This window comes from Alphaproteobacteria bacterium, assembly GCA_005883305.1.
Taxonomy (GTDB): Bacteria; Pseudomonadota; Alphaproteobacteria; order Sphingomonadales; family Sphingomonadaceae; genus Allosphingosinicella.
Genome location: VBAC01000001.1, coordinates 2,335,217 through 2,355,331, shown reverse-complemented (window position 1 = coordinate 2,355,331; position 20,115 = coordinate 2,335,217). Strand labels below are relative to the sequence as shown.

The window sequence follows — 20,115 nt, the reverse complement described above, 5'->3', positions numbered from 1 at the left end:
AGGAGGATTAGGCTATTGCATCGTCTCCGGCCCGTCCGCTCCGCCGGGCGCCATGCGCTGGAACTGCATGAACTGGACGAGCAGGTCGGCGCGGTCGGCGAGGTCCGTTGCCTCGAGCAACGCCTGCTTCGAACCGACGTCGAGCGGGGCGATCTGCGAAATCCCGTTGACCAGCATTTCGTCGTCGAGCCGGGAGACCTGCTCCCATTCGATCATGTAGCCGAGCGCGTCGGCGTAGCGCCTCGCCTCGCGCTCCACCTCGGCGCGCTGGGCGAGGCCCAGAACCGGGTCCCCCTCCTCGTCGAAAGGCTCGCGATCGGCATCGACCTGGCGGTAGGGCGTGTCGACCTTCGCCTCGCGCGCGACGCGGAAGCGGCTGAGCCCTTCCAGGACGATGTCGAAACATCCATCCTCGCGCTCGTCGCAGGTCCCGATCCGGCCGATGCAGCCGACGTCGAACAGGTCCGGCTGGGCGCCGCCGCCCCCTTCGACTTCGCTTGGGGCAGGCTTCGGCTGGATCATTCCGATCAGGCGGTCGCTCGCCAGCGCGTCGCGGATCATCGCGCGGTATCGCGGCTCGAAAATGTGCAGGGGGAGCTGGCTGCCGGGAAAGAGCAGCGCGCCCGCCAGAGGGAAGACGGGGATGCGCAGGAGGCTGCCTTCCATCAGCCAAACAATATCGACGACAGCCGGCGCCGCTGAGCGCCCGCCCAGGAATCCTCCAGGCCGACCGCCTCGAGGATCTGAAGCAGCTTCTTGCGTGCCGCCCCTTCATCCCAGTCGCGGTCGCGCCGGATGCTTTCGAGCAGATGGTTCGCCGCCGCATCGCGGTCGCCGGCGGCCATCAAAGCGCCGGCGAGATCGATTCGCGCCTGATGATCGTCGGGATCCGCGGCGAGCCTCGCTTCGAGCTCGGCCGTCTCGCCGGCGGGCGCGGCCTCGGCGAGGGCGAGCGCCGAACGGGCCCGGGCGATGGCCGGGTCCTTCTCCACCTTCTCAGGCAGGCCCTCGAGCTTCGCACGCGCTTCGTCCGGCTTCCCCGCCCCGATCAGGGCGCGCGCCAGGCCGGAGACGACCTCGGGATTCTCGGGCGCCATCTCGAAAATCTGCTGGAAGATATTGGCCGCCCGCTCCGCATCGCCTTCCCCGAGCACCTGCTCGCCCATCGCGATCAGCGGTTCGATCTCGGCCTCGATCTGCTGCGCCTCGCCCGCGACGGGAAGCTGGGCGAGGATCTGGTCGAGAGCGCCGGTCAGCTGGCCCTCGGTGCGCGCCGAGGAAAGATCGGCGACCGGCTGGCCCTGGAAGAAGGCGTAGACGGTCGGGATGGACTGGATCCGGAACTGGGCCGCGATCAGCTTCTCCTCGTCGACGTTGACCTTGACCAGGGTGACGCCGCGGTTCGCATAATCGGCGGCGACCTTCTCCAGCAGCGGGGCGAGCTGCTTGCAGGGGCCGCACCATTCGGCCCAGAAATCGAGGATGACGAGGTTCGTCATGCTCGGCTCGATGACATCGCGCCGGAATTTCTCGACCGCCTCGCGCTCGGCTTCGCTCAAACCCAATGTCGCCACTTAAACTCTCCGAAGGACGGCCTGTCTTAGGCCCTATGTGGGAAGGCGGCCCGTCCTGCCAACCCCATTCGTTCGGGGCCCTTCGACTTCGCTCAGGACAGGCCCTTCGACTTCGCTCGGGACAGGGTTGCGGGGCGATCAAGCCCATGCTAGCAGCCGCCGCCTTACCCGGACCGGGCCCTACCGGTTCCGCCAGTCGAGCGGGCGTAGCTCAGGGGTAGAGCACAACCTTGCCAAGGTTGGGGTCGAGGGTTCGAATCCCTTCGCCCGCTCCATTTCTCGGACCCTCGAGGTCGAACTCTGGGAGGGCCGCTTTCTGCGGTGAGCAGGTGGGCCGAACGTTCGAACCGCCATCGTGGGGCCGGTCGGCTGGCCGGATTTTGGACCGTCAAATGAACGAGATAGGAAGCTCAGCTAAGGTCCGACCGGAACGTTTTGGCAATATACGCGCTGCATAAGGTCTGGAATCCGACGTTCAGCATCACAAAATGATCCTCAACGTAGATTGCTCTTGACCTCGAATCGCCGTTGATTCAGGATGTTATTGGAAGGAACTGAAAATGCGAATTCCGTATGGATGGGAAGACGCCAGGGGCACCAAGAAGCTCTAGTCGGTGTGTGTCGAACTGCTTTCGAGTTCCGCGAGGCGCGTGCGTGCGCAATAATCATGATAATCCAAGGCCAACCCTGCGATCCTCTTAACCTGCGCGGGCACATGGCTGTGAATGAAGCCAAGGCGCTCGCGTGCCGAGCGGAGCCGCTCCTCGCTGTTCGAGGTCTGGATCGCGACATAGGCTTCGCTGTCGAGGGCGAAGAAGGCCTCCGCAGCGATCGGTGAGGCCGCAAGCAGTGCGCGGAGATCCGCGTCGGGGGCGTGGATGCCCAGAGTTGGAAATCCGATGGAAGGGTAGAGCGCGATACTGCGCTCCATGTAACTCCGACCGCACGCCACCGCGTTGCGCTTGTCGCCGTCATGCGAGCCGATGATGTCGGCATGGAAATAAGCGAGATTAGAGTTCATTTCGACTGCGATACGATCCAATCGCAGGACATTGGAGACCGCGGCCCGATTGGCCTGCAGCTCTCTCATTAGCTCCGAGGCATTCTCCGCCATATCGATCGCCTCCCCTACATCTCCCGCGGCAAAGGCGGCCAGCGAGCCCTCGAACTTTATTCCCAAGCGGTCCAGCGGATCGGTGCACAGTTGCTCGCGTGCCGAAATCGATTCCTGAGCATGCTCGATGTAGGTTGCCCGCTGAAGCATGGCTGCGAGGAAGCATAACAAGCTCGATGAGGCGACCTCCTGCCCGACAAACACTTGAAGAAGGCGGTTCGCCACCGGTTGGGCGTCCTCGTCTGCCGTGTCGGTGTCCATGGCCGCTATGCACGAGTGCAGGCCAACAAGCTCAAGGCGCAGTTCCGCATCAGCCACGGAGTCGAGCACGCCGGCCGAAAGATCGTGCAGCACGCAGGTCTGGACTCGGCGCCGCTTCGCCTCGCGAACGCTGGCGTTCCGCACGATGCTGGTCTTCAAAGCGTCGCTTTGCTGATCAAGATTGGCGAGACTTGCGCCAAGAAGGTCGAAGCTAGTCAACAACTCGGCGCCGATCCTGCCCGCCGGCTTGTAGGTCAGATCATGGGTCTTCGCGCCCCACGCATCGTGGAGGAGGGTCTTGATTTGGATCTCGCAAATGGGGCGGGCGATCCCGACTCCGGGCAGCCTCACATTGTAGTGACAGGCGAAATATCCGCCTGTTTCTAAGGGGCGGCCATATCTCGTGGTTATTACGGAGCTAGGCGCTGGGGCGCCCATCGCGACTGCCAGGAGTTCTTTGCGGTCGATAGCGTTGTCAAGGACGGCGGCGATCGCCGAAATATCGGACGGATAAGAGACCACGATCCTCAACCCGACAATGTCTGGAACGTCGAACAACGATGCCTGAGCGGACTTCCTCTTTTCATTGAAGTCATTGAATTTCAATCGTATCTTTCGAGCGCTCTTGAGCTCATCTCCGGCTTGAGCTTCTCCCCTGCTATATATTTTGTAGACGTGGCGAAGCGCGCGCTCTTTGCGACGAAGGCCGGAAAGGACGAGCTGAAGGCGCTGCAAATCCTGCTCGTATTTGCGCCGATTGCCGTCGAGAAATCGACGCACGTCATCGGGTGTTGCAGGAACGGATACTATGCCGGTCATTTTTCTGGCCCCGTTTCGACCGGTCATCGCCGGTTTCCGGGAGCAACCTAATCGGGAAGCGTGTTTCGACAATGCTTTTTATGTGGCAGCATCCAAGTACGTCTCGCGACCGGTGCGCCGGCGCGCGACTAGAGAGGCTGGAAGGCTCCCTGACGACTAGTTGCGGCGGAACGACCCGGCAGCCCGCCCGTTCAGCCGCGCGATGAGCACCCAGCTTCCAACACTCGACTCCTCCGCTTTCGAGCCGCCGCCCGAGGCGGTCGACTTCTACGTCGAGAGCCTTCGCCTGCTCGACGAATCCGGCGTGCCGTTCCTGCTGTCGGGCACCTATGCCCTGTCCTGCTACACAGGCATCACCCGGCCGACCAAGGATCTCGACGTCTTCTGCAAGCCGTCCGACGCGCCCAAGATCCTCTCCTTCTTCAAGGAGCGCGGCTACCGCATCGACATTGAGGACGAGCGGTGGATCGGGAAGGTGTGGAGGGGGGAGTTGTTCTTCGACGTGATCTACAACATGTCGACGGCGAGCATTCCGATCACCGACCATTGGTTCGAGCATGCCTACGAATCCGAGGTTTACGGAACCAACGTCAGGATCACGCCGCCGACCCAGTTCGTGCTCTCCAAGCTCTTCCTCCAGGACCGCTACCGCTACGACGGCGCGGACGTCGCGCACGTCATCCTCAAGAAGCATGACGAGATCGACTGGGAGCATCTGCTCGGCGCGCTCGAGCTCTATTGGGAGGTGCTTCTGATCCACGTGCTCAATTTCCGCTTCATCTATCCGACCGAACGGGAGTGCATTCCGCGCTGGCTGTTCGACGAGCTGATCTCGCGGTTGCAGGCCCAGGCCGACATGCCCGCGGCGCGGATGCGGGTCTGCCGCGGCCGGCTCTTCTCGCCGCGCGACTACATCATCGACATCGCCCAGTGGGGCTTCGCCGACGTCGTCGGCAAGGGGATCGAGGAAAAGCATGAGCGGCACTGAGACGCTGACGCTGGCGGCGATCGGCGATCTCCACGTCACCGAGGCCAGCGAGCATCGCTACCGCGACATGTTCGAGGAGATCTCCGAGGTCGCCGACGTGCTCGCCTTGTGCGGCGACCTGACCAATTTCGGCAAGACTCGCGAGGCCGAGATCCTGGCCGAGGACCTGCGCCATTGTACGATTCCCAGCGTCGCAGTGCTCGGCAACCACGATTACGAGTGCGGCCAGCCCGAGGAGGTCGCACGAATCCTCCATGCCGCGGGAGTCACCGTGCTCGGCGAGCAGGCGGTGGTGATCAAGGACGTCGGATTCGCCGGGGTGAAGGGCTTCCTCGGCGGGTTCGGGCGCGGCGAGCTCGGCGCGTTCGGCGAGGCGCCGATCAAGGCGTTCGTCGACGCCGCGCTCGACGAGGCGCGAAAGCTTGAGAACGCCTTGCGCTCGCTCAAGACCGAGCGAAACGTGGCGGTGATGCATTATTCGCCGATCGCCGGGACGCTCGAGGGCGAGCCGCTCGAAATCTACCCATTCCTCGGCTGCTCCCGCCTCGCCGACGCGGTCGACCGCTTCGATCATGTCGCGGCGGTCGTCCACGGCCACGCCCATCGCGGCGCCTTCACCGGAGCGACTCCTCGCGGCACGCCGGTCTACAATTGCGCGCAGATGGTGGTCGAAGCGGCCGAGGGCCGCCCCTACGCGCTCATCGAGGTCTAGCGGGCGCAGGAGCGGCGGGCACCGGCGCGGGCGCGCGCGGTTCGAGCAGGGCGGCGGTCTCGATCGTGTCGAGCGCGGCACGGGCGGCCACGTAGAGCCGGGCCTTGCGGATCCAGTCGGACGCCGTGGCGTTGCCCGGAATCCGCGAAACCTCGGCGAGCGCGACGTCCACCTGGCCCGCGTCGAGCCGCTGAGTCGCCCGGCGCAGCCTTTCCTCGGGCTCGGGCGAAGGCGTGTCGCGGCGGCGAACGGTAATCAGCGCGCCCAGCTCGGCCTGGATCGCCGTCCACCAGGTGGCGTCGGGCGGCGTTCCGACGAGCCGGGGGCCGGCCTCCTGAAGGCCGAGCTGCAGCTCCTGCAGCGTGATGGGGTTGCGCGCGGCGAGAAGGATCATTCCGACCGCGCGCGGCTGGCTGGCGCCGAACCGCTCGCGCAGCAGCGCCTCAAGGAAGCCGAGCGCCACGCCGCGGTCCAGCGCGCGGCGCGCGGCGAAGGCGACCAGCAGGCCCTCGGCGCGGTCGGCATTGCCCACCGCGGCGCGCGACTGGGTGTCGAGCTGGGCGATGCGCTGCTCGAGCGCGGAGACCCGCCGCCCCACTTCGGGGTCGATCAGGATCCGTTCGGGCTCTTCCGCGGGCGTTGCCCCGCTTGCCGGCGGAGCGGCGACGGCCTGCGCGGGGGCGGGGGCCACAGGCGCGGCCAGAGCGGCGGGGGGCGGCGCTGGCTGGACCCCAACCACTCGGGCGGCGGCGTCCCAGCGGGCGAGGATATAGCCCATCGCGCCGAGACCGAGCAGGAACGCGACGAGCGGCAGAATCAGCGGCCCAAACCAGGAGCCGCGCCGGACGGCGGGAGAGTCGAGCGGATCGTAATCGCCGTTCATACGCACCTCATATGGCGGCATCCTGACACAGCTTGGCGGCAAGCTCCAGCAAGGCATGATCGCGGGGGGATTCGGCCACCCGGCGGGAGCGCCACCCCGCACCTGCGGCTTCGGCCGCCGCCGGGCTGATCGCGACGACCTGGACCGCTGAGCGCAACGGACCGGCGAGCTGGGCGAAGAGGGCGGCGGCGCGCGGCGAATGGAGCAGAGCGATCGCGCCCTGAGCAATCGCCGAGGCCGCCGGGTCGGGCAGGTGTTCGGCCGCGTCGGCGGCATAAACAGGGAGCGAAAGGACGTTGTCGAACGCGCGATGCTCCCGCCCGCAGGGATGGAAGGCGGGGCCTGAGCCCTCGGCGGCGATCATGCGCGACAGCGCCTCGCCGTCTCCGGGGCCGGTGCGGATGTCGCGGAACCCGGCCTCGCGCGCGGCGGCGGCGGTGCGCTCGCCGACCGCATAGCAGGGGAGCGAAAGGAACGGCGTCATGCCGCCGCCGGCCAGCCGCGCCGCATTGGCGCTCGTCAGCAGGACCGCGCCGAAGCCGGCGGGAGCGGGCGGCGTCCAGGCGATCGGCCGAATCGTGAACAGCGGAGCGACGACCGGATCGAGCCCCATCGCCCCGGCCCGCGCCGCGGTCTCGCCGGCGCCGGGCTGCGGGCGGAGGATCAGAACCTTCACGGGTGGAACATCGCCCGCAACGCCGGGCTCGCTTCGGCGAGCAGCCGCCGCGCCAGCGCCTCCGGCTCGCCCTCACCCGCGCTGACCTCGCGCCCGTCCGCGCTCAGAAGTTCGGCACGCACCAGGACATCGGAGGCAAGCGCCGCCACCGCCGAATGGCAGTCGCCGCCAAGCGCGGCGAGAAAGGCGCGTTCCGCCGTGACCGCCTCGTGCGTCGGCCGATGATCGATGGCCGCGAGCAAGTCGCGCAAGTCGCCGCGCTCGGCGAGGATTTCGATCCCGATCGCGCCTTGCGCGGGCGCGGGCAGCAGGTCGAGCGGCGCGCCGAGGTCGAGGCCGAGACGCGCGAGGCCCGCCGCGGCGAGCAGGGTCGCGTCGAACTCGCCGCGCTCTATCTTGGCGAGGCGCGTCTGGACGTTGCCGCGGATGGGCGCGACCCTAAGGTCGCTCCGCCGCGCGAGCAACTGCGCCGCCCGGCGGGGCGAGGAGGTGCCGACTAGCGCGCCCCGCGGCAGCGCTTCGATGCTTTCGGCGCCGATCAGCCGGTCGCTCGTGTCGGCGCGCTCCAGCATCGCGGCGATGGCGAAGATGGCGGGGCGAAGCGTCTCCACGTCCTTCATAGAATGGACGGAAAGGTCGGTCCGCCCGTCGGCGAGGCAGGCGTCGAGCTCCTTGGTCCACAAGGCCTTTCCGCCCACTTCGGCGAGCGGGCGGTCCTGGATGATGTCGCCCGAGGTGGTGATCGGGACGATCTCGCTGTCGAAGCCTTGGGCAGCCAAAGCATCGGCGACGAGGCGCGCCTGGACGAGGGCGAGCGGCGAGCCGCGGGTGCCGATGCGAAGGGGGCTGGCCATGGCGCGCTTGTGCTAGACGCGTTCAAGGTGGCAGGGAAGGCCGCGATGAGCCTGATCCTCGGCATCGAATCGAGCTGCGACGAGACGGCGGCGGCGCTGGTCGCCTCCGACCGGCGCATCCTCGCCCACCGCCTCGCCGGGCAGGAAGCGGCGCACCGGCCGTTCGGCGGGGTCGTGCCGGAGATCGCCGCGCGCGCCCATGTCGAGATCCTGCCACGCCTGATCGAGGAGGTGCTTGCGGAAGCGAAGATCGATCTCGCCGAGGTCGATGCGATCGCCGCGACTGCGGGGCCGGGCCTGATCGGCGGCGTGATGGTCGGCCTTCTGACGGCCAAGGGGCTCGCGCTGGCTTGCCGAAAGCCGCTGGTCGCGGTCAATCATCTCGAGGGGCACGCATTGTCGCCGATGCTGAGCGAGCCCGATCTTCAATTCCCCTATCTGCTGCTGCTCGTCTCGGGCGGCCATTGCCAATTGCTGTTCGTCGAAGGGATCGGGCGCTATCGCCGTCTGGCGACGACGATCGACGATGCCGCCGGCGAGGCGTTCGACAAGAGCGCGAAGCTGCTCGGCCTCGGCTTTCCGGGCGGGCCGGCGGTCGAGCAGGCGGCGGCGCGGGGCAATCCCGCCGCCGTACCGCTGCCGCGGCCGCTGGCCGGATCGGGCGAACCCCATTTCTCCTTCGCCGGCCTGAAGAGCGCGGTGCTTCGAGCGCGCGATGCAGAGCTTTACGCGGCCGACGATATCGCCGCCTCGTTCCAGCAGGCGGTGGTGGACTGCCTCGTCGACCGAACGGCGCGGGCGCTCGAGCGGGCGGGCGGGGCGACGGCTTTGGTCGTCGCCGGCGGCGTTGCTGCGAACCAGGCGGTGCGCACCGCACTCGCCGATCTCGCGACGGCCCATGGTCTGCCTTTCGTCGCGCCGCCGCTGTGGCTGTGCACCGACAATGCGGCGATGATTGCCTGGGCTGGTGCGCTGCGCTTCGACGCCGGTTTGGTCGACGGGCTCGACGCGCCCGCCCGCGCGCGCTGGCCGCTCGATCCGGAGGCCGAGAAGGCGCGCGGCGCGGGGGTCAAGGCGTGAGGCTTGGAATCCTCGGCGGCGGCGCCTGGGGAACGGCGCTGGCGCAGGTCGCGGCGGCCGGAGGCGAGGAGGTCTTGCTCTGGGCGCGCGAAGCGGAAGTGGTCGAATCGATCAGCGCAAGGCATGAAAACGAGACGTTTCTCAAAGGCGTGCCGCTTGGGCCGACGATCCGCGCCACCGGCGATCTCGTGGCGCTCGAGGCGTGCGACGCTTTCCTGGTCGTGGCGCCGGCGCAGCATTTGCGATCGGTGCTCGGCGGCATGGATGCTGCCGGCAAGCCGCTCGTCCTTTGCGCCAAGGGGATCGAGGATTCGACCGGCCTTCTCATGCACGAGGTCGCGAGCGAAGCGCAGCCGCGTTCTCCGATCGCCGTGCTTTCCGGGCCGACCTTCGCGCACGAGGTCGCGGCGGGGCTGCCCACGGCCGTGACTCTGGCGGCCGAAGACGAGGCACTCGGGGAGGAGTTGATCGCGCGGATCGCCCGACCCGCCTTCCGTCCCTATCTCTCGGACGACGTCGCCGGGGCCGAGATCGGCGGCGCGGTCAAGAATGTGCTGGCGATCGCCTGCGGCGTGGTCGAGGGCAAAGGCCTCGGGCAGAACGCCCGCGCGGCCCTGATCTCACGCGGCTTCGCCGAAATGACCCGCTTCGGCCTCGCCAAGGGCGCGCGTGCCGAAACGCTGGCGGGGCTCGCCGGCTTGGGCGATCTCGTGCTCACCTGCTCCTCGACCAGCTCGCGCAATTTCAGCCTCGGCAAGGGCATAGGCGAAGGCCGCCGCCCGGCCGATCTGCTCGCGGACCGTCGGACCGTTGCGGAAGGTGCCTCGACCGCCCCGGTACTGGAGCGGGTCGCCGACGCGCTCGGGATCGACATGCCGATCGTCGCGGCGGTCGCCGCGCTCCTGAAGGAGGAGGTGTCGGTCGACGAAGCGGTCGAGCGGCTGCTGGCGCGGCCGCTGAGGAGCGAGGGCGTCTGAACGATGCTGCCGATGTTTCTAGCTTTGCACGTGGCGGCGCAGCCAACATGGGCGCCGGCGGGCGAACATGAATTCCGGGTAGCGCGGGTCGTGCGCTACAATCCCATGCCCACTATCGGATCCGGGATGCTGATGGTGCTGCGGGGCGTGGAGATTGCCACCCGCGACGGCCGCGCCCTCAAGGTCTTTTTCATTCATATGGGCGGCGGCGCGGACCGGTATCCGGAAGTCGGATCGGTTTGCGACTTCACCACGGTTACACATCGCATCGCCAACGAGGCGTTCGGCGACGGCGGCCCTGCTGGGCGCCCAGCCGAGCTGGTTCGATCCGCCGACTGTCCCGCCGAAGCCGTAACGCCTCCTAGAAGTCCCATGCGATCCCCCTGTTCTCCCAGTCGCCGTAACGGGTCGGCTCCAGCCCCTTCGGCCCGCCGCTCTCCGCCTCTTCCTTAACCTCGGCGGGATCGGGCAGTGGCGGGCTCTTGGAGAGATAGGCCGGCGGTTTGAGGTGGGGCGGGCGCTCTGCCATTGCGGATTTCCGTTTGAATTGACTTGGGTCCGCTACCACATCCCGGCGACGGAGAGGCGCGAAATTCGATGAGCAGGGTTCAGACGACGCCTCCCGATCCGCCCGGCACGCCCGCGCGCCGGGCCGCCTTGCGTCTGCTGGACGCCGTGCTGCGCAAGGGCCTGCCGCTGGAATCGGCGATGGACAGCGCAACGCGGGACCTGGAGCGCACCGACGACCGCGCCTTCGCCCATGCCATCGTCGCCGAGACTCTGCGCCGGCTGCCGGATCTCGACGCCCTGATCGACGCCGCCACGCACAAGCGCCTGCCCGACGACGCCAAGGCGCGCTTCGCCCTCAGGATCGCCCTCGTACAGGCGCTTGCGCTGGGCACGCCGCCGCACGCCGCCATCTCCACGGTGCTGCCTTTGGTCGACGGCGGGCCGCGCAAGCTGGTCCACGGGGTGTTCAGCGGCGTGATGCGGACGAAGCCGACGCTTCCCGAAGTGCCGACGCTGCCGGAGCAGCTCGCGACGCGCTGGCGCGAATCCTGGGGTGATCCGGTCGTCGCGGCCGCGGCGCGGCTGATGGCTGAGCCGCCGCCGATCGATCTGTTCGGCGATATTCCCGAAGAGCTGGAAGGCGTCAGCCTGATGCCGGGTCACCTCCGCCTTCCGCGCGGAACGGCGATCGCGTTCGGCGAGGGTGCGTGGTGGGTCCAGGACATCTCCGCCGCCATGCCCGCGCGGCTTCTCGGCGAAGGCGGCGGCCGCAGCGTGCTCGACCTGTGCGCCGCGCCCGGCGGCAAGACGATGCAGCTCGCCGCGGCCGGCTGGGACGTGACCGCGGTCGACATCTCGGAAAGTCGTCTGGCGCGACTTTCGGAGAATCTGGCCCGCACCGGTCTTTCGGCGCGGGTCGTCGCGGCTGATGTGATGAGCTGGTCGCCGCCCGCGCAAGTCGACGCGATCCTGCTCGACGCGCCCTGCTCGGCGACCGGCATCTTCCGCCGCCATCCCGACGTCATCCACCGCGTCCGCCCCCGGGCGATCGCCGAGCTGGCCGAGGCCCAGAAGGCGATGCTGGGACGCGTCGCCGGCTGGCTCAAGCCCGGCGGCGCCCTCGTCTATTCGGTCTGCTCGCTGGAGCGCGAGGAGGGCGAGCGGGTCGCCGCCGACTTCCTCGACACCCGGCCGGATTATGCGATCGAGGAGGAGCAGCGGCTTCTGCCGGGTCTCTACGAGGCCGAGGGCGGGGCGGACAGCTTCTACATCGCGCGATTCTCACGAAATAAAGGGGGATAAGTCGGCCGCTTTCCTTGCCCCGCGACTCGGGGCCATTTAGGCTGAGAGAAGTGCAGCAGCCGGTTCGCATCTCCCCTTCGATCCTCTCCGCCGATTTCGCGCGGCTGGGCGAGGAGGTGCGCGCGATCGACTCGGCCGGGGCCGACTGGATCCATGTCGACGTGATGGACGGCCATTTCGTGCCGAACCTGACGATCGGGCCGGCGGTGGTGAAGGCTCTGAGGCCGCACACGCAAAAGCCGCTCGACGTCCACCTGATGATCTCGCCGGTCGACCCCTTCATCGAGGCCTTCGCCGAGGCCGGGGCGGACATCATCACCGTTCATCCGGAGGCGGGACCGCACCTCCATCGAACGGTCCAGAAGATCAAGGCGCTGGGCAAGCGCGCCGGAGTCTCGCTCAATCCGGCGACTCCGGCCAAGGCGCTCGATTACGTGCTCGACGAGGTCGATCTCGTGCTGGTGATGAGCGTCAATCCGGGCTTCGGCGGGCAGAGCTTCATCGACAGCCAGCTGAAGAAGATCGAAGCGATCCGCAAGCGGATCGACGCGAGCGGCCGGGCGATAGACCTCGAGGTCGACGGCGGTATCGACCAGTCCAACGCGCGGCGCGCGATCGACGCCGGAGCCGACGTGCTGGTCGCGGGGACGGCGACGTTCCGCGGCGGTCCGCAAGCCTATGCGGACAATATCAGGAGTTTGAGAGGGTGAGCCGCCACGCGCGGGTGGAGAGCGATACGGGCGCAGGGGAGATCGAACCGGGCAAGAGGCTGATCCGGGTCGGCGACGACCGCGGCCTCTCGCTGTTCGAGCGGCTCAACCACCGCCTCCACCGCCTCGCCTGGCGGACTCCGCTGCACAAGATGCGCCTGCGGGGCCGAGTGCCGCTGAAGCTGATCGCGGTGCCCAAAGACCCGATCGCCGGCGACAAGGCGGCGGGCGAGGCGCTGCTTGCCGGGCGCTTCTCGCACAACGGCACCGAGGTGCCGATCGCCGAGCTCGATTTCGCGACGATCGGCCTGCCCGAGGATTTCACCGCCTATCTGCACAGCTTCGCCTGGTTGCGCGATCTTTCCGCCGCGGCGACCCGGGAGCGCGGCGCCAAGATCGCCGAAGGGATCGCGCGCAAGTGGCTGGCCGCCTTCGCCGAGCAGATCAGCGAACCGGCCTGGCGCGCCGATTTGTGGGGGCGCCGCGTCCTCTTCTGGACCGCCTATGCGCCCTACATCCTCTCGAGCTCCGACCTCGTCTACCGATCGAGCCTTCTCTACACGCTCGCCCGCGGCGCTCGGCACCTCGAGCGCAGTGCCGACAAGGGACCGCCGGGCCTGGCGCGGATCGCCGCCTGGAGCGGGGTGATCGCCGCGGCGCTCGTCGTGCAGGGCGGCCCCGGGCGCCTGAAGACCGGCGAGGCGGGGCTCGCCCGAGCGATCGGTGCCGCGTTCCACGACGATGGCGGTCTCGTAAGCCGCTCGCCGACCGAGCAGCTCGCCGCGGTGGAGATATTGAGCCAGCTCCGTGCCGCCTATGCCGCCGCCCGGCGCGACACGCCCGAATGGCTGACCGAAGCCCTGGTCGCGGCGGTCGGCGCGCTGCTTTCGGTGACTCTGGGCGACGAAGCGCTGTCGAGCTGGCAGAGCGGCCATATGGCCAGCCGGCGGCGAGTGATCGCCGCGGCGGAGGGTGCGGGAATGGACGCCGCGCCGCTGCGGCAGGCCCGCGGCTGGGGCTATCAGCGCGTCCAGGCCAGGACGACGGTGCTGGTGCTCGACGCAGCGCCCCCGCCGCCGCCGCGCGCGCTCAAGGGCGCCTGCGCCTCGACCCTGGCCTTCGAGCTCAGCGACGGGGGGGACCGGCTGATCGTCAATTGCGGCGGCGCCGGCGAATCCCACGGCGCGCTGCCGCCGGGCCTGGTTCATGCGCTGCGCACCACCGCGGCCCATTCGACGCTGACTCTCGGCGACCGCAACTCGACGGCGATCCACGACGACGGCTCGCTGGGCAAGGGTGTCGGCGAGGTCGAGCTCGTGCGCGACGAGACCGGCGGCCTCGCCCGGATCGAGGCGAGCCATGACGGTTATGTGCGCCGCTACGGCCTGATCCACGAGCGCCGGCTCAACCTCTCCAGCGACGGTCGGCACCTCAGCGGCGAGGACCGGCTGTTCGCCGCCCGCCGCCGCCGCCATTCGGGGCCGATCCCCTTCGCGGTGAGATTCCATCTCGCGCCGGCGATCGAGGTTACCTCCACCGCCGACGGCCAGGGCGCGCTGCTGAGGCTGAAGGGCGGCGTCTGGCAGTTCCGCTGCCGCGGCGGCCAGCTCCAGGCCGAGGACAGCTTGTGGATCGACGGCGTGGCGCGCCCGCACGCGACCCTCCAGCTGGTGATCACCGGGGAATCGCCGGCCGAAGGCATGACCATCTCCTGGGAGCTCAAGCGGGCCTCCTGAAACGAACGGGTTGAAGGATCGAGATGTCGGACGTGAAGATCGCGCGCGCCTTGCTGTCCGTGTCGGACAAAGCGGGGCTCGGGGAGTTGGGCCAGGCGCTGGCGCGCCACGGCGTCGAGCTGATCTCCACCGGCGGGACGGCGAAGGCGCTCCGCGACGCCGGGCTGGTGGTTCGCGACGTTTCCGATCTCACCGGCTTTCCAGAGATGATGGACGGACGGGTCAAGACGCTCCACCCGATGGTCCATGGCGGCCTGCTCGCCGTCCGCGACGATCCCGAGCATGCAGCGGCGATGGCCGCGCACGGCATCGGCGCGATCGATCTCGTCGTGGTCAATCTCTACCCGTTCCTTCAGACGGTGATGAGGGGCGCGGAGCGGGCCGAGATCATCGAGAATATCGATATTGGCGGCCCCTCGATGGTCCGCTCGGCGGCGAAGAATCATGAATATGTGGCGATCGTCACCGATCCCGCCGATTATGGCGCGCTGATCGCCGCGCTCGACCAGAACGGCGGCAAGACGTCGCTCGAACTTCGCAAGCGCCTAGCCGCAAAGGCTTTTTCCGCCACTGCCACGTATGATTCGATGATCGCCAGCTGGTTCGGCTTCGCCGACCAGGGGCAGCTCTTCCCCGAGACCCTGCCGCTGATCCTCGAGCGCGGCGATGAACTACGCTACGGCGAGAACCCGCACCAGAAAGCCGCCTTTTACGCGCCTGCCGGGCCGCACAGCCAGGGCATCGGGCAGGCCGAGCAGGTCCAGGGCAAGGCGCTCAGCTTCAACAATCTGGCCGACGCGGACGCGGCGCTCGAGCTGGTCTCCGAATTTCGCGACGCCGATCCGACCTGCGTCATCGTCAAGCACGCCAATCCCTGCGGCGTGGCGACCGCGGGCACGCTCGCCGAGGCCTATGCCGCCGCCTTCGCCTGCGACACGGTCTCGGCCTTTGGCGGGATCATCGCGGTCAACCGCCCGCTCGACGGTCAGACGGCCGAAGCGATCGCGGCGATCTTCACCGAGGTCGTCGTCGCCCCTGATGCGGACGAAGCGGCGAGAGCGGTATTCGCGGCGAAGAAGAATCTCCGTCTGCTGCTGACCGGCGCGCTGCCGGATCCGGCGCGCGGCGGGCTTGCGGTGCGCTCGATCACCGGCGGCTGGCTGGTCCAGTCGCGCGACAATAGCCGCGTCCAGGCCTCGGACCTCAAGGTGGTGACCAGACGCGCGCCGACCGAGCGCGAGCTGGCCGACTGCCTGTTCGCCTGGACCGTCGCGAAGCACGTCAAGTCGAACGCGATCGTCTACGCCAAGGACGGGGCGACGGCGGGGATCGGCGCGGGGCAGATGAACCGCCTCGAATCCGCGCGAATCGCCGCGTGGAAGGCGAAAGACGCCGCCGAGAAGGCCGGCTGGGGCGAGCCTCGCACGATCGGCTCGGCGGTGGCCTCGGACGCCTTCTTCCCTTTCGCCGACGGTCTGCTCGCGGCGGTCGAGGCGGGGGCGACGGCGGTGATCCAGCCCGGGGGCTCGATCAGGGACGAGGAGGTGATCGCCGCCGCCGACGAAGCGGGATTGGCGATGGTTTTCACGGGAATGCGGCACTTCCGCCACTAGGGCGTCGGCAGGTCCCTCGTCGGCAGGCTGGGCTCCTCCGGCCCCTGCTTGCGGAACAGGGCGCGGTCCTCCTGGGTGAAGCCGCGGTACCAGACGACCAGCCCGAAGGCGAAGAGGATCGCCGGAGCGCCGAGGCCGAGCTCCATCCATTCCGGCAGCTGGATGGCGACGAAGCCGACCACGGTCGCCGCCGCCGCAGCCCAGATCAGCGACCAGCGCCAGCCCTGGACCGGCGCGCCGAGCAGCCGGCAGAGCAGCCGTGCCTTGAGGACCGAGGCCAAGCCGAGCGCAAGCGCCAGAGCGAGCGCGGCCCCGGCCGTCTGATAGGCCTCGGACCAGTGGAGCGCGCGCATGGCAAGGATGATCGACACCGTCAGCACGGCCTGGGCGCCGATCATCAGCGCCGAGATCATCAAATTGCGGTGCCGGGCGACGTAGACGAGCGCGGCCTCCGATACGGCGGCGGTCGCGGCGATGACCTCGGCGGCGAGCAGGAAGCCGAGCGCGGCCGTACCGCCGACGAATTGCGGGCCGACCAGGCCCATCACCGCCTCGCCCGGTATTCCGAGCGCGAGCGCGATCGCCGCCTGCGCGGCGATGATCCAGAAGCCCACCTGGCGCACCTGGCGGGCCACCGCCGGCTTGTCCCCCTCGGCCAGCTTCTGGGTGATGACCGGCGCTAGGATGGGATCGAAGCTGGTCTTCAGCTTTTGCGGCATCGAGGCGACCTGCTGCGCCACATAATAGAGGCCGACATAATAAGGGGCGACGAACAGGCCGAGGATGGCGATGTCGAGCCGGCGCGAGCCCCATTCGATCGCGTCCGCAGCGGCGAGCGGGATGTTGCGCCGGGCGACCGCGTTGACCGCCGCGGGGTTCGGCTTCCAGCCGTAAGCGACCCCGTAGCTTCGGAACAGCCGCCACAAGGCGGCGCCGAGCCCGGCGACGACCGAGACTGCGTAGGAGAGGATCAGGCCGTCGCGCCAGAAGAGGGTGTAGTGAAGCACGCCGGCGGCGATGCTGATCACCCAGGGCTCGACGAGGGCGCGGACGTGGACGGTCGAGGCGACGTCATGGCGGTAGGCCAATGCGGCGAGCGCCACGTCGGCGCCGGCGATGCCGAAGATGACCAGGGGCAGCAGCCACTCCGCGCCCCTGATGTCGCCGGCGGGGAACATCGCCTGGGGAAAGAGCATCAGGATCACGCTGGCGATGGCCGAGGCGATGAAGGCGGCGAGCAGCCCGTCGGCGACGACGCAGGCATGGGGCTGGTCGGTGGTCGACAGCTGCTGGGCGAGGCCGCGCTTCAGCCCGAGCGTGGCGAGCTGCGCCGCAAGCTCGGCGACGATCACCGCATAAGCGAAGCGCCCGAGCAGCTCAGGCCCGTAGAGGCGCCCGGCGATGAACAGGAACGGGATGCGCGCCGCGAGCCGCAGAAGGAAGCCGAAAAAGTTGGTCCGCCCCCCCTTGGCGAGCGCTGCGATATCGTCGTCTGGGCGGGCAGTCGCTTCGCTCAATGCGCGGCGCCCCAGTTCGCGCCGGTGCCGATCTCGACGCCGAGCGGGACGTTGAGCCGAACCGCAGGCTCCGCCGCGCTCTCCATGACCCGCCGGATCACGGTCGTGGCGCTCTCCACCTCGGCTTCGGGCACTTCGAACACCAATTCGTCATGGACCTGCATCAGCATGCGCGTGCCGCCGAGGCCCTCGGCGGCGAGGGCCGGCCCCATCCGCGCCATCGCCCGCTTGATGATGTCGGCCGCGGTACCCTGGATCGGGGCGTTGATCGCCGCCCGCTCCGCGCCCTGGCGCTCGTGCTGGACGTTCGACTTGAGCCGCGGGAAGTGCGTCTTGCGGCCGAACAGGGTGGTGGTGAAGCCGGTTTCGCGGGCGTGGGTCAGCGTGTCGCCGATATAGGCGCGGATGCCGGGGAAGCGCTCGAAATAGCGATCGATCATCGCTTGCGCCTCGTCCGGCGTCAGCTCGAGCCGCTGGGCGAGGCCCCAGCGGGAGATGCCGTAAAGTATAGCGAAGTTGATGGTCTTCGCGCGCGCGCGCGTGTCGCGGTCGACGGTGCCGAACAATTCCTGAGCGGTGCGGTTGTGGATGTCCTCGCCCGCCTCGAACGCCGCCCTCAGCGCCGGAACGTCGCAGATATGGGCGGCGAGGCGAAGCTCGATCTGGCTGTAGTCGGCGGAGAGCATGACGTGGCCGGGCTCGGCGATGAAGGCGTCGCGGATGCGCCGGCCGATCTCCGTGCGTATGGGGATATTCATCAAGTTCGGGTCGGTCGAGGCCAGCCGCCCGGTCTGCGCGCCCGACAGGCTGTAGCTGGTGTGGACCCGTCCAGTGTCGCGGTTGATCTGCTCCTGCAGCGCGTCGGTGTAGGTGGATTTGAGCTTGGTCAGCTGGCGCCATTCGAGCACGAGCCGGGCGATCGGCACGCCCTCGCGCTCCAGCCGCTCGAGCTCGTTCTGGTCGGTCGAATAGACTCCCGACTTGCCCTTGCGGCCGCCGGAGAGCCCCATCTGGTTGAACAAGATGTCGCCGAGCTGCTGGGGCGAGCCGATGGTGAACTTGCAGCCGGCCTCGCCGCAGATCCGCTCCTCCAGAGCGGCGATCTGGACGTTGAACTCGGCCGAGAGGCTCTTCAGCACCTCGCGGTCGACCTTGACCCCGTCCCGCTCCATCGCGCCGACGACCGCCACCATCGGCCGGTCGACCAGCTCGTAGACCCGGGTCACCCGCTCGAACGGCATCCGCGCCTTGAAGCGCAGCCACAGGCGAAGCGCGACGTCGGCATCCTCGGCCGCATATTCGGTCGCCCGGTCGAGCTGGACTCGGTTGAAGGTGATCTGCTTCTGCCCCGTCCCGCACAGCTCCTTGAAGGCGATGCAGACGTGGTCGAGATGCTTCTTCGCGAGATCGTCGAGCGAATGGGAGTTGAGCCCGCCCGCGTCGAGGTTGAAGCTCATCACCAACGTATCGTCATAGGGCGCGACCGAAATGCCGCGCCTGTTCAGCACGACCCAGTCGAACTTCAAATTGTGCCCGATCTTGAGCACCGCCGGGTCCTCGAGCAGCGGCTTCAGCTTGGCGAGCACCAGCTCCGACGGCAATTGGTCCGGCCGCTCGGCGAACATATCGTCGCCGCCATGCTCGAGAGGAATGTAGCAGGCCTTGTTGCAATCCGTGGCGAGGCTGATTCCGACCAGCTTGGCGGAGACGCAGTCGCGCCCGTCGGTCTCTGTGTCGAACGCGACCAAGCCCCTTTCGCGCGCCGCGGCGATCCAATCGTCCAGCGCCCCCTCGGTCGTCACCGTTTCATAGAGCGAGCGGTCGATCCTGGGCTCCGGCCTCACCTCGCGCTGGGTGGTCGTCTCGTCGGCGACCGGGGCGCTTGCCGCCTGGCCCTGCGCGCCGAGCCGGGTGAGCAGGGTGCGGAAGCCGTGATGCTCGAGAAACTCGCGCAGCGGCTCCTCGGGAATCCCCTTCAGCGCAAGCTCGTCGAGCGGCTCGGGCAGCGGCGAGTCGCAGATCAGCCTGACCAGCTCGCGCGACAACCGTGCCTTGTCCTCATGCTCGATCAGATTGTCCCGCATCTTCGAAGGTTTCATAGACGGCGCGGCGGCGAGCACGGCATCGAGGTCGCCAAACTCGTTGATCAGCTTCGATGCCGTCTTCGGCCCGATTCCGGGCACGCCCGGAATATTGTCGACGCTGTCGCCCATGAGGGCGAGGACGTCGCCCAATTTGGCTGGCGGAACGTCGAACTTCTCGACCACCTGATCGGTGCCGATACGCCGGTCCCGCATGGTGTCCAGCATGTCGACGCCGGGCTCGATCAGCTGCATCAGGTCCTTGTCGGAGGAGACGATCGTCACGTCCCATCCCCGCTCGCGGGCCGCCTTCACGTAGCAGGCGATGATGTCGTCGGCCTCCAGCCCCTCCTCCTCGATGCACGGAATGGAGAAGGCGCGAGTGGCGTCGCGGATCAAGGGAAATTGAGGCACCAGCTCCGGCGGCGGCGGCGGCCGGTTCGCCTTGTACTGGTCGTACATCTTGTTGCGGAACGTGCTCTCGGAGGCGTCGAGGATGACGGCGAGATGAGTCGGCCCGTCCTCCTTCTCGAGGTCGCCGGCGAGCTTCCACAGCATCGTCGTGTAGCCGTAGACCGCTCCGACGTTGAGCCCGAACTTGTTGGTGAGCCCGGGCAGGACGTGGAAGGCGCGGAAAATATAGCTCGATCCGTCGACGAGGTAGAGATGCGGGGAAGGCATAGGGGCGATCTCTAACCTACTCCCTCT

17 protein-coding genes and 1 tRNA gene are annotated in these 20,115 nt (G+C 68.2%); 9 read left to right on the top strand and 9 right to left on the bottom strand.

The window, feature by feature from the left end; all coding sequences use genetic code 11:
* Positions 1-12 precede the first annotated feature (12 nt).
* On the bottom strand, positions 13-666 hold the full coding sequence (locus E6G92_11720) for an ATP-dependent protease (protein TMJ20379.1): 654 nt from the start codon (positions 664-666) through the stop codon (positions 13-15).
* The gene (locus tag E6G92_11715; protein TMJ20378.1) at positions 666-1,574 is read right to left on the bottom strand and encodes a tetratricopeptide repeat protein; all 909 of its coding nucleotides are present in this window, start codon (positions 1,572-1,574) and stop codon (positions 666-668) included. The genes E6G92_11720 and E6G92_11715 overlap by 1 nt, the downstream gene beginning before the upstream one ends.
* 200 nt (positions 1,575-1,774) lie before the next feature.
* On the opposite strand from E6G92_11715, the gene E6G92_11710 reads away from it, so the two are divergent.
* Positions 1,775-1,849: transfer RNA gene (locus tag E6G92_11710), tRNA-Gly, on the top strand.
* 332 nt (positions 1,850-2,181) lie between these two features.
* Here E6G92_11710 and E6G92_11705 read toward each other — a convergent pair.
* On the bottom strand, positions 2,182-3,795 hold the full coding sequence (locus E6G92_11705; GenBank protein TMJ20377.1) for a hypothetical protein: 1,614 nt from the start codon (positions 3,793-3,795) through the stop codon (positions 2,182-2,184).
* Positions 3,796-3,970: 175 nt separating this feature from the next.
* Between E6G92_11705 and E6G92_11700 the strand changes: the two genes are divergently transcribed.
* Both E6G92_11700 and E6G92_11695 read left to right on the top strand, forming a co-directional pair.
* On the top strand, positions 3,971-4,756 hold the full coding sequence (locus tag E6G92_11700) for a nucleotidyltransferase family protein (protein TMJ20376.1): 786 nt from the start codon (positions 3,971-3,973) through the stop codon (positions 4,754-4,756).
* The gene (locus E6G92_11695; GenBank protein TMJ20375.1) at positions 4,743-5,468 is read left to right on the top strand and encodes a metallophosphoesterase; all 726 of its coding nucleotides are present in this window, start codon (positions 4,743-4,745) and stop codon (positions 5,466-5,468) included. Before E6G92_11700 ends, E6G92_11695 begins: the two co-directional genes overlap by 14 nt.
* Here the strand turns inward: E6G92_11695 and E6G92_11690 are convergent.
* The 3 genes from E6G92_11690 to hemC are packed head-to-tail and all read right to left on the bottom strand — an operon-like array spanning position 5,455 to position 7,881.
* Positions 5,455-6,351 carry a hypothetical protein gene (locus E6G92_11690; protein ID TMJ20374.1) on the bottom strand — a complete coding sequence of 299 codons (897 nt, stop codon included), beginning with the start codon at positions 6,349-6,351 and terminating at the stop codon, positions 5,455-5,457. The two genes, E6G92_11695 and E6G92_11690, sit on opposite strands and share 14 nt — an antisense overlap.
* A 7-nt stretch (positions 6,352-6,358) precedes the next feature.
* The gene (locus E6G92_11685; GenBank protein ID TMJ20811.1) at positions 6,359-6,964 is read right to left on the bottom strand and encodes a uroporphyrinogen III synthase HEM4; all 606 of its coding nucleotides are present in this window, start codon (positions 6,962-6,964) and stop codon (positions 6,359-6,361) included.
* Positions 6,965-7,023: 59 nt separating this feature from the next.
* A complete protein-coding gene (hemC, locus tag E6G92_11680; GenBank protein TMJ20373.1) occupies positions 7,024-7,881 on the bottom strand; it encodes a hydroxymethylbilane synthase in 858 nt (285 codons plus the stop codon).
* Positions 7,882-7,926: 45 nt separating this feature from the next.
* Between hemC and tsaD the strand changes: the two genes are divergently transcribed.
* Together tsaD and E6G92_11670 are read left to right on the top strand one after the other, a co-directional pair.
* Positions 7,927-8,961, top strand: coding sequence for a tRNA (adenosine(37)-N6)-threonylcarbamoyltransferase complex transferase subunit TsaD (tsaD, locus tag E6G92_11675; GenBank protein ID TMJ20372.1), 1,035 nt, complete (start codon positions 7,927-7,929; stop codon positions 8,959-8,961).
* Positions 8,958-9,938 (top strand): NAD(P)-dependent glycerol-3-phosphate dehydrogenase, encoded by a 981-nt coding sequence (locus tag E6G92_11670; protein ID TMJ20371.1) that lies wholly within the window; start codon positions 8,958-8,960, stop codon positions 9,936-9,938. Before tsaD ends, E6G92_11670 begins: the two co-directional genes overlap by 4 nt.
* 361 nt (positions 9,939-10,299) lie before the next feature.
* Here the strand turns inward: E6G92_11670 and E6G92_11665 are convergent, their stop codons facing one another.
* Complete coding sequence (locus E6G92_11665) at positions 10,300-10,467, bottom strand: DUF1674 domain-containing protein (protein ID TMJ20370.1); 168 nt, start codon at positions 10,465-10,467, stop codon at positions 10,300-10,302.
* 68 nt (positions 10,468-10,535) lie between these two features.
* Here E6G92_11665 and E6G92_11660 point away from each other — a divergent pair, with 68 nt between their 5' ends.
* The 4 genes from E6G92_11660 to purH are packed head-to-tail and all read left to right on the top strand — an operon-like array spanning position 10,536 to position 15,809.
* The gene (locus E6G92_11660) at positions 10,536-11,750 is read left to right on the top strand and encodes a methyltransferase domain-containing protein (protein TMJ20369.1); all 1,215 of its coding nucleotides are present in this window, start codon (positions 10,536-10,538) and stop codon (positions 11,748-11,750) included.
* Positions 11,751-11,800: 50 nt separating this feature from the next.
* Entirely contained in the window at positions 11,801-12,460 is a 660-nt protein-coding gene (locus E6G92_11655) for a ribulose-phosphate 3-epimerase (protein ID TMJ20368.1), read from the top strand.
* Positions 12,457-14,196 (top strand): heparinase, encoded by a 1,740-nt coding sequence (locus E6G92_11650; protein ID TMJ20367.1) that lies wholly within the window; start codon positions 12,457-12,459, stop codon positions 14,194-14,196. The genes E6G92_11655 and E6G92_11650 overlap by 4 nt, the downstream gene beginning before the upstream one ends.
* 23 nt (positions 14,197-14,219) lie before the next feature.
* On the top strand, positions 14,220-15,809 hold the full coding sequence (gene purH, locus E6G92_11645) for a bifunctional phosphoribosylaminoimidazolecarboxamide formyltransferase/IMP cyclohydrolase (protein ID TMJ20366.1): 1,590 nt from the start codon (positions 14,220-14,222) through the stop codon (positions 15,807-15,809).
* On the opposite strand, the gene E6G92_11640 is transcribed toward purH, so the two are convergent.
* Positions 15,806-17,326: a lipopolysaccharide biosynthesis protein gene (locus E6G92_11640; GenBank protein TMJ20365.1), complete on the bottom strand. Its 1,521-nt coding sequence runs from the start codon at positions 17,324-17,326 to the stop codon at positions 15,806-15,808. The two genes, purH and E6G92_11640, sit on opposite strands and share 4 nt — an antisense overlap.
* A complete protein-coding gene (gene polA / locus E6G92_11635; protein TMJ20364.1) occupies positions 17,323-20,088 on the bottom strand; it encodes a DNA polymerase I in 2,766 nt (921 codons plus the stop codon). The genes E6G92_11640 and polA overlap by 4 nt, the downstream gene beginning before the upstream one ends.
* Between the last annotated feature and the right edge of the window lie 27 nt (positions 20,089-20,115).

Bases quoted from the DNA above. Each gene is read 5' to 3' on its own strand.
- E6G92_11720 (TMJ20379.1), bottom strand. From the start codon at position 666: ATGGAAGGCAGCCTCCTGCGCATCCCCGTCTTCCCTCTGGCGGGCGCG.
- E6G92_11705 (TMJ20377.1), bottom strand. From the start codon at position 3,795: ATGACCGGTCGAAACGGGGCCAGAAAAATGACCGGCATAGTATCCGTT.
- E6G92_11700 (TMJ20376.1), top strand. From the start codon at position 3,971: ATGAGCACCCAGCTTCCAACACTCGACTCCTCCGCTTTCGAGCCGCCG.
- E6G92_11695 (TMJ20375.1), top strand. From the start codon at position 4,743: ATGAGCGGCACTGAGACGCTGACGCTGGCGGCGATCGGCGATCTCCAC.
- E6G92_11690 (TMJ20374.1), bottom strand. From the start codon at position 6,351: ATGAACGGCGATTACGATCCGCTCGACTCTCCCGCCGTCCGGCGCGGC.
- E6G92_11685 (TMJ20811.1), bottom strand. From the start codon at position 6,964: ATGGGGCTCGATCCGGTCGTCGCTCCGCTGTTCACGATTCGGCCGATC.
- hemC (TMJ20373.1), bottom strand. From the start codon at position 7,881: ATGGCCAGCCCCCTTCGCATCGGCACCCGCGGCTCGCCGCTCGCCCTC.
- tsaD (TMJ20372.1), top strand. From the start codon at position 7,927: ATGAGCCTGATCCTCGGCATCGAATCGAGCTGCGACGAGACGGCGGCG.
- E6G92_11665 (TMJ20370.1), bottom strand. From the start codon at position 10,467: ATGGCAGAGCGCCCGCCCCACCTCAAACCGCCGGCCTATCTCTCCAAG.
- E6G92_11660 (TMJ20369.1), top strand. From the start codon at position 10,536: ATGAGCAGGGTTCAGACGACGCCTCCCGATCCGCCCGGCACGCCCGCG.
- purH (TMJ20366.1), top strand. From the start codon at position 14,220: ATGTCGGACGTGAAGATCGCGCGCGCCTTGCTGTCCGTGTCGGACAAA.
- polA (TMJ20364.1), bottom strand. From the start codon at position 20,088: ATGCCTTCCCCGCATCTCTACCTCGTCGACGGATCGAGCTATATTTTC.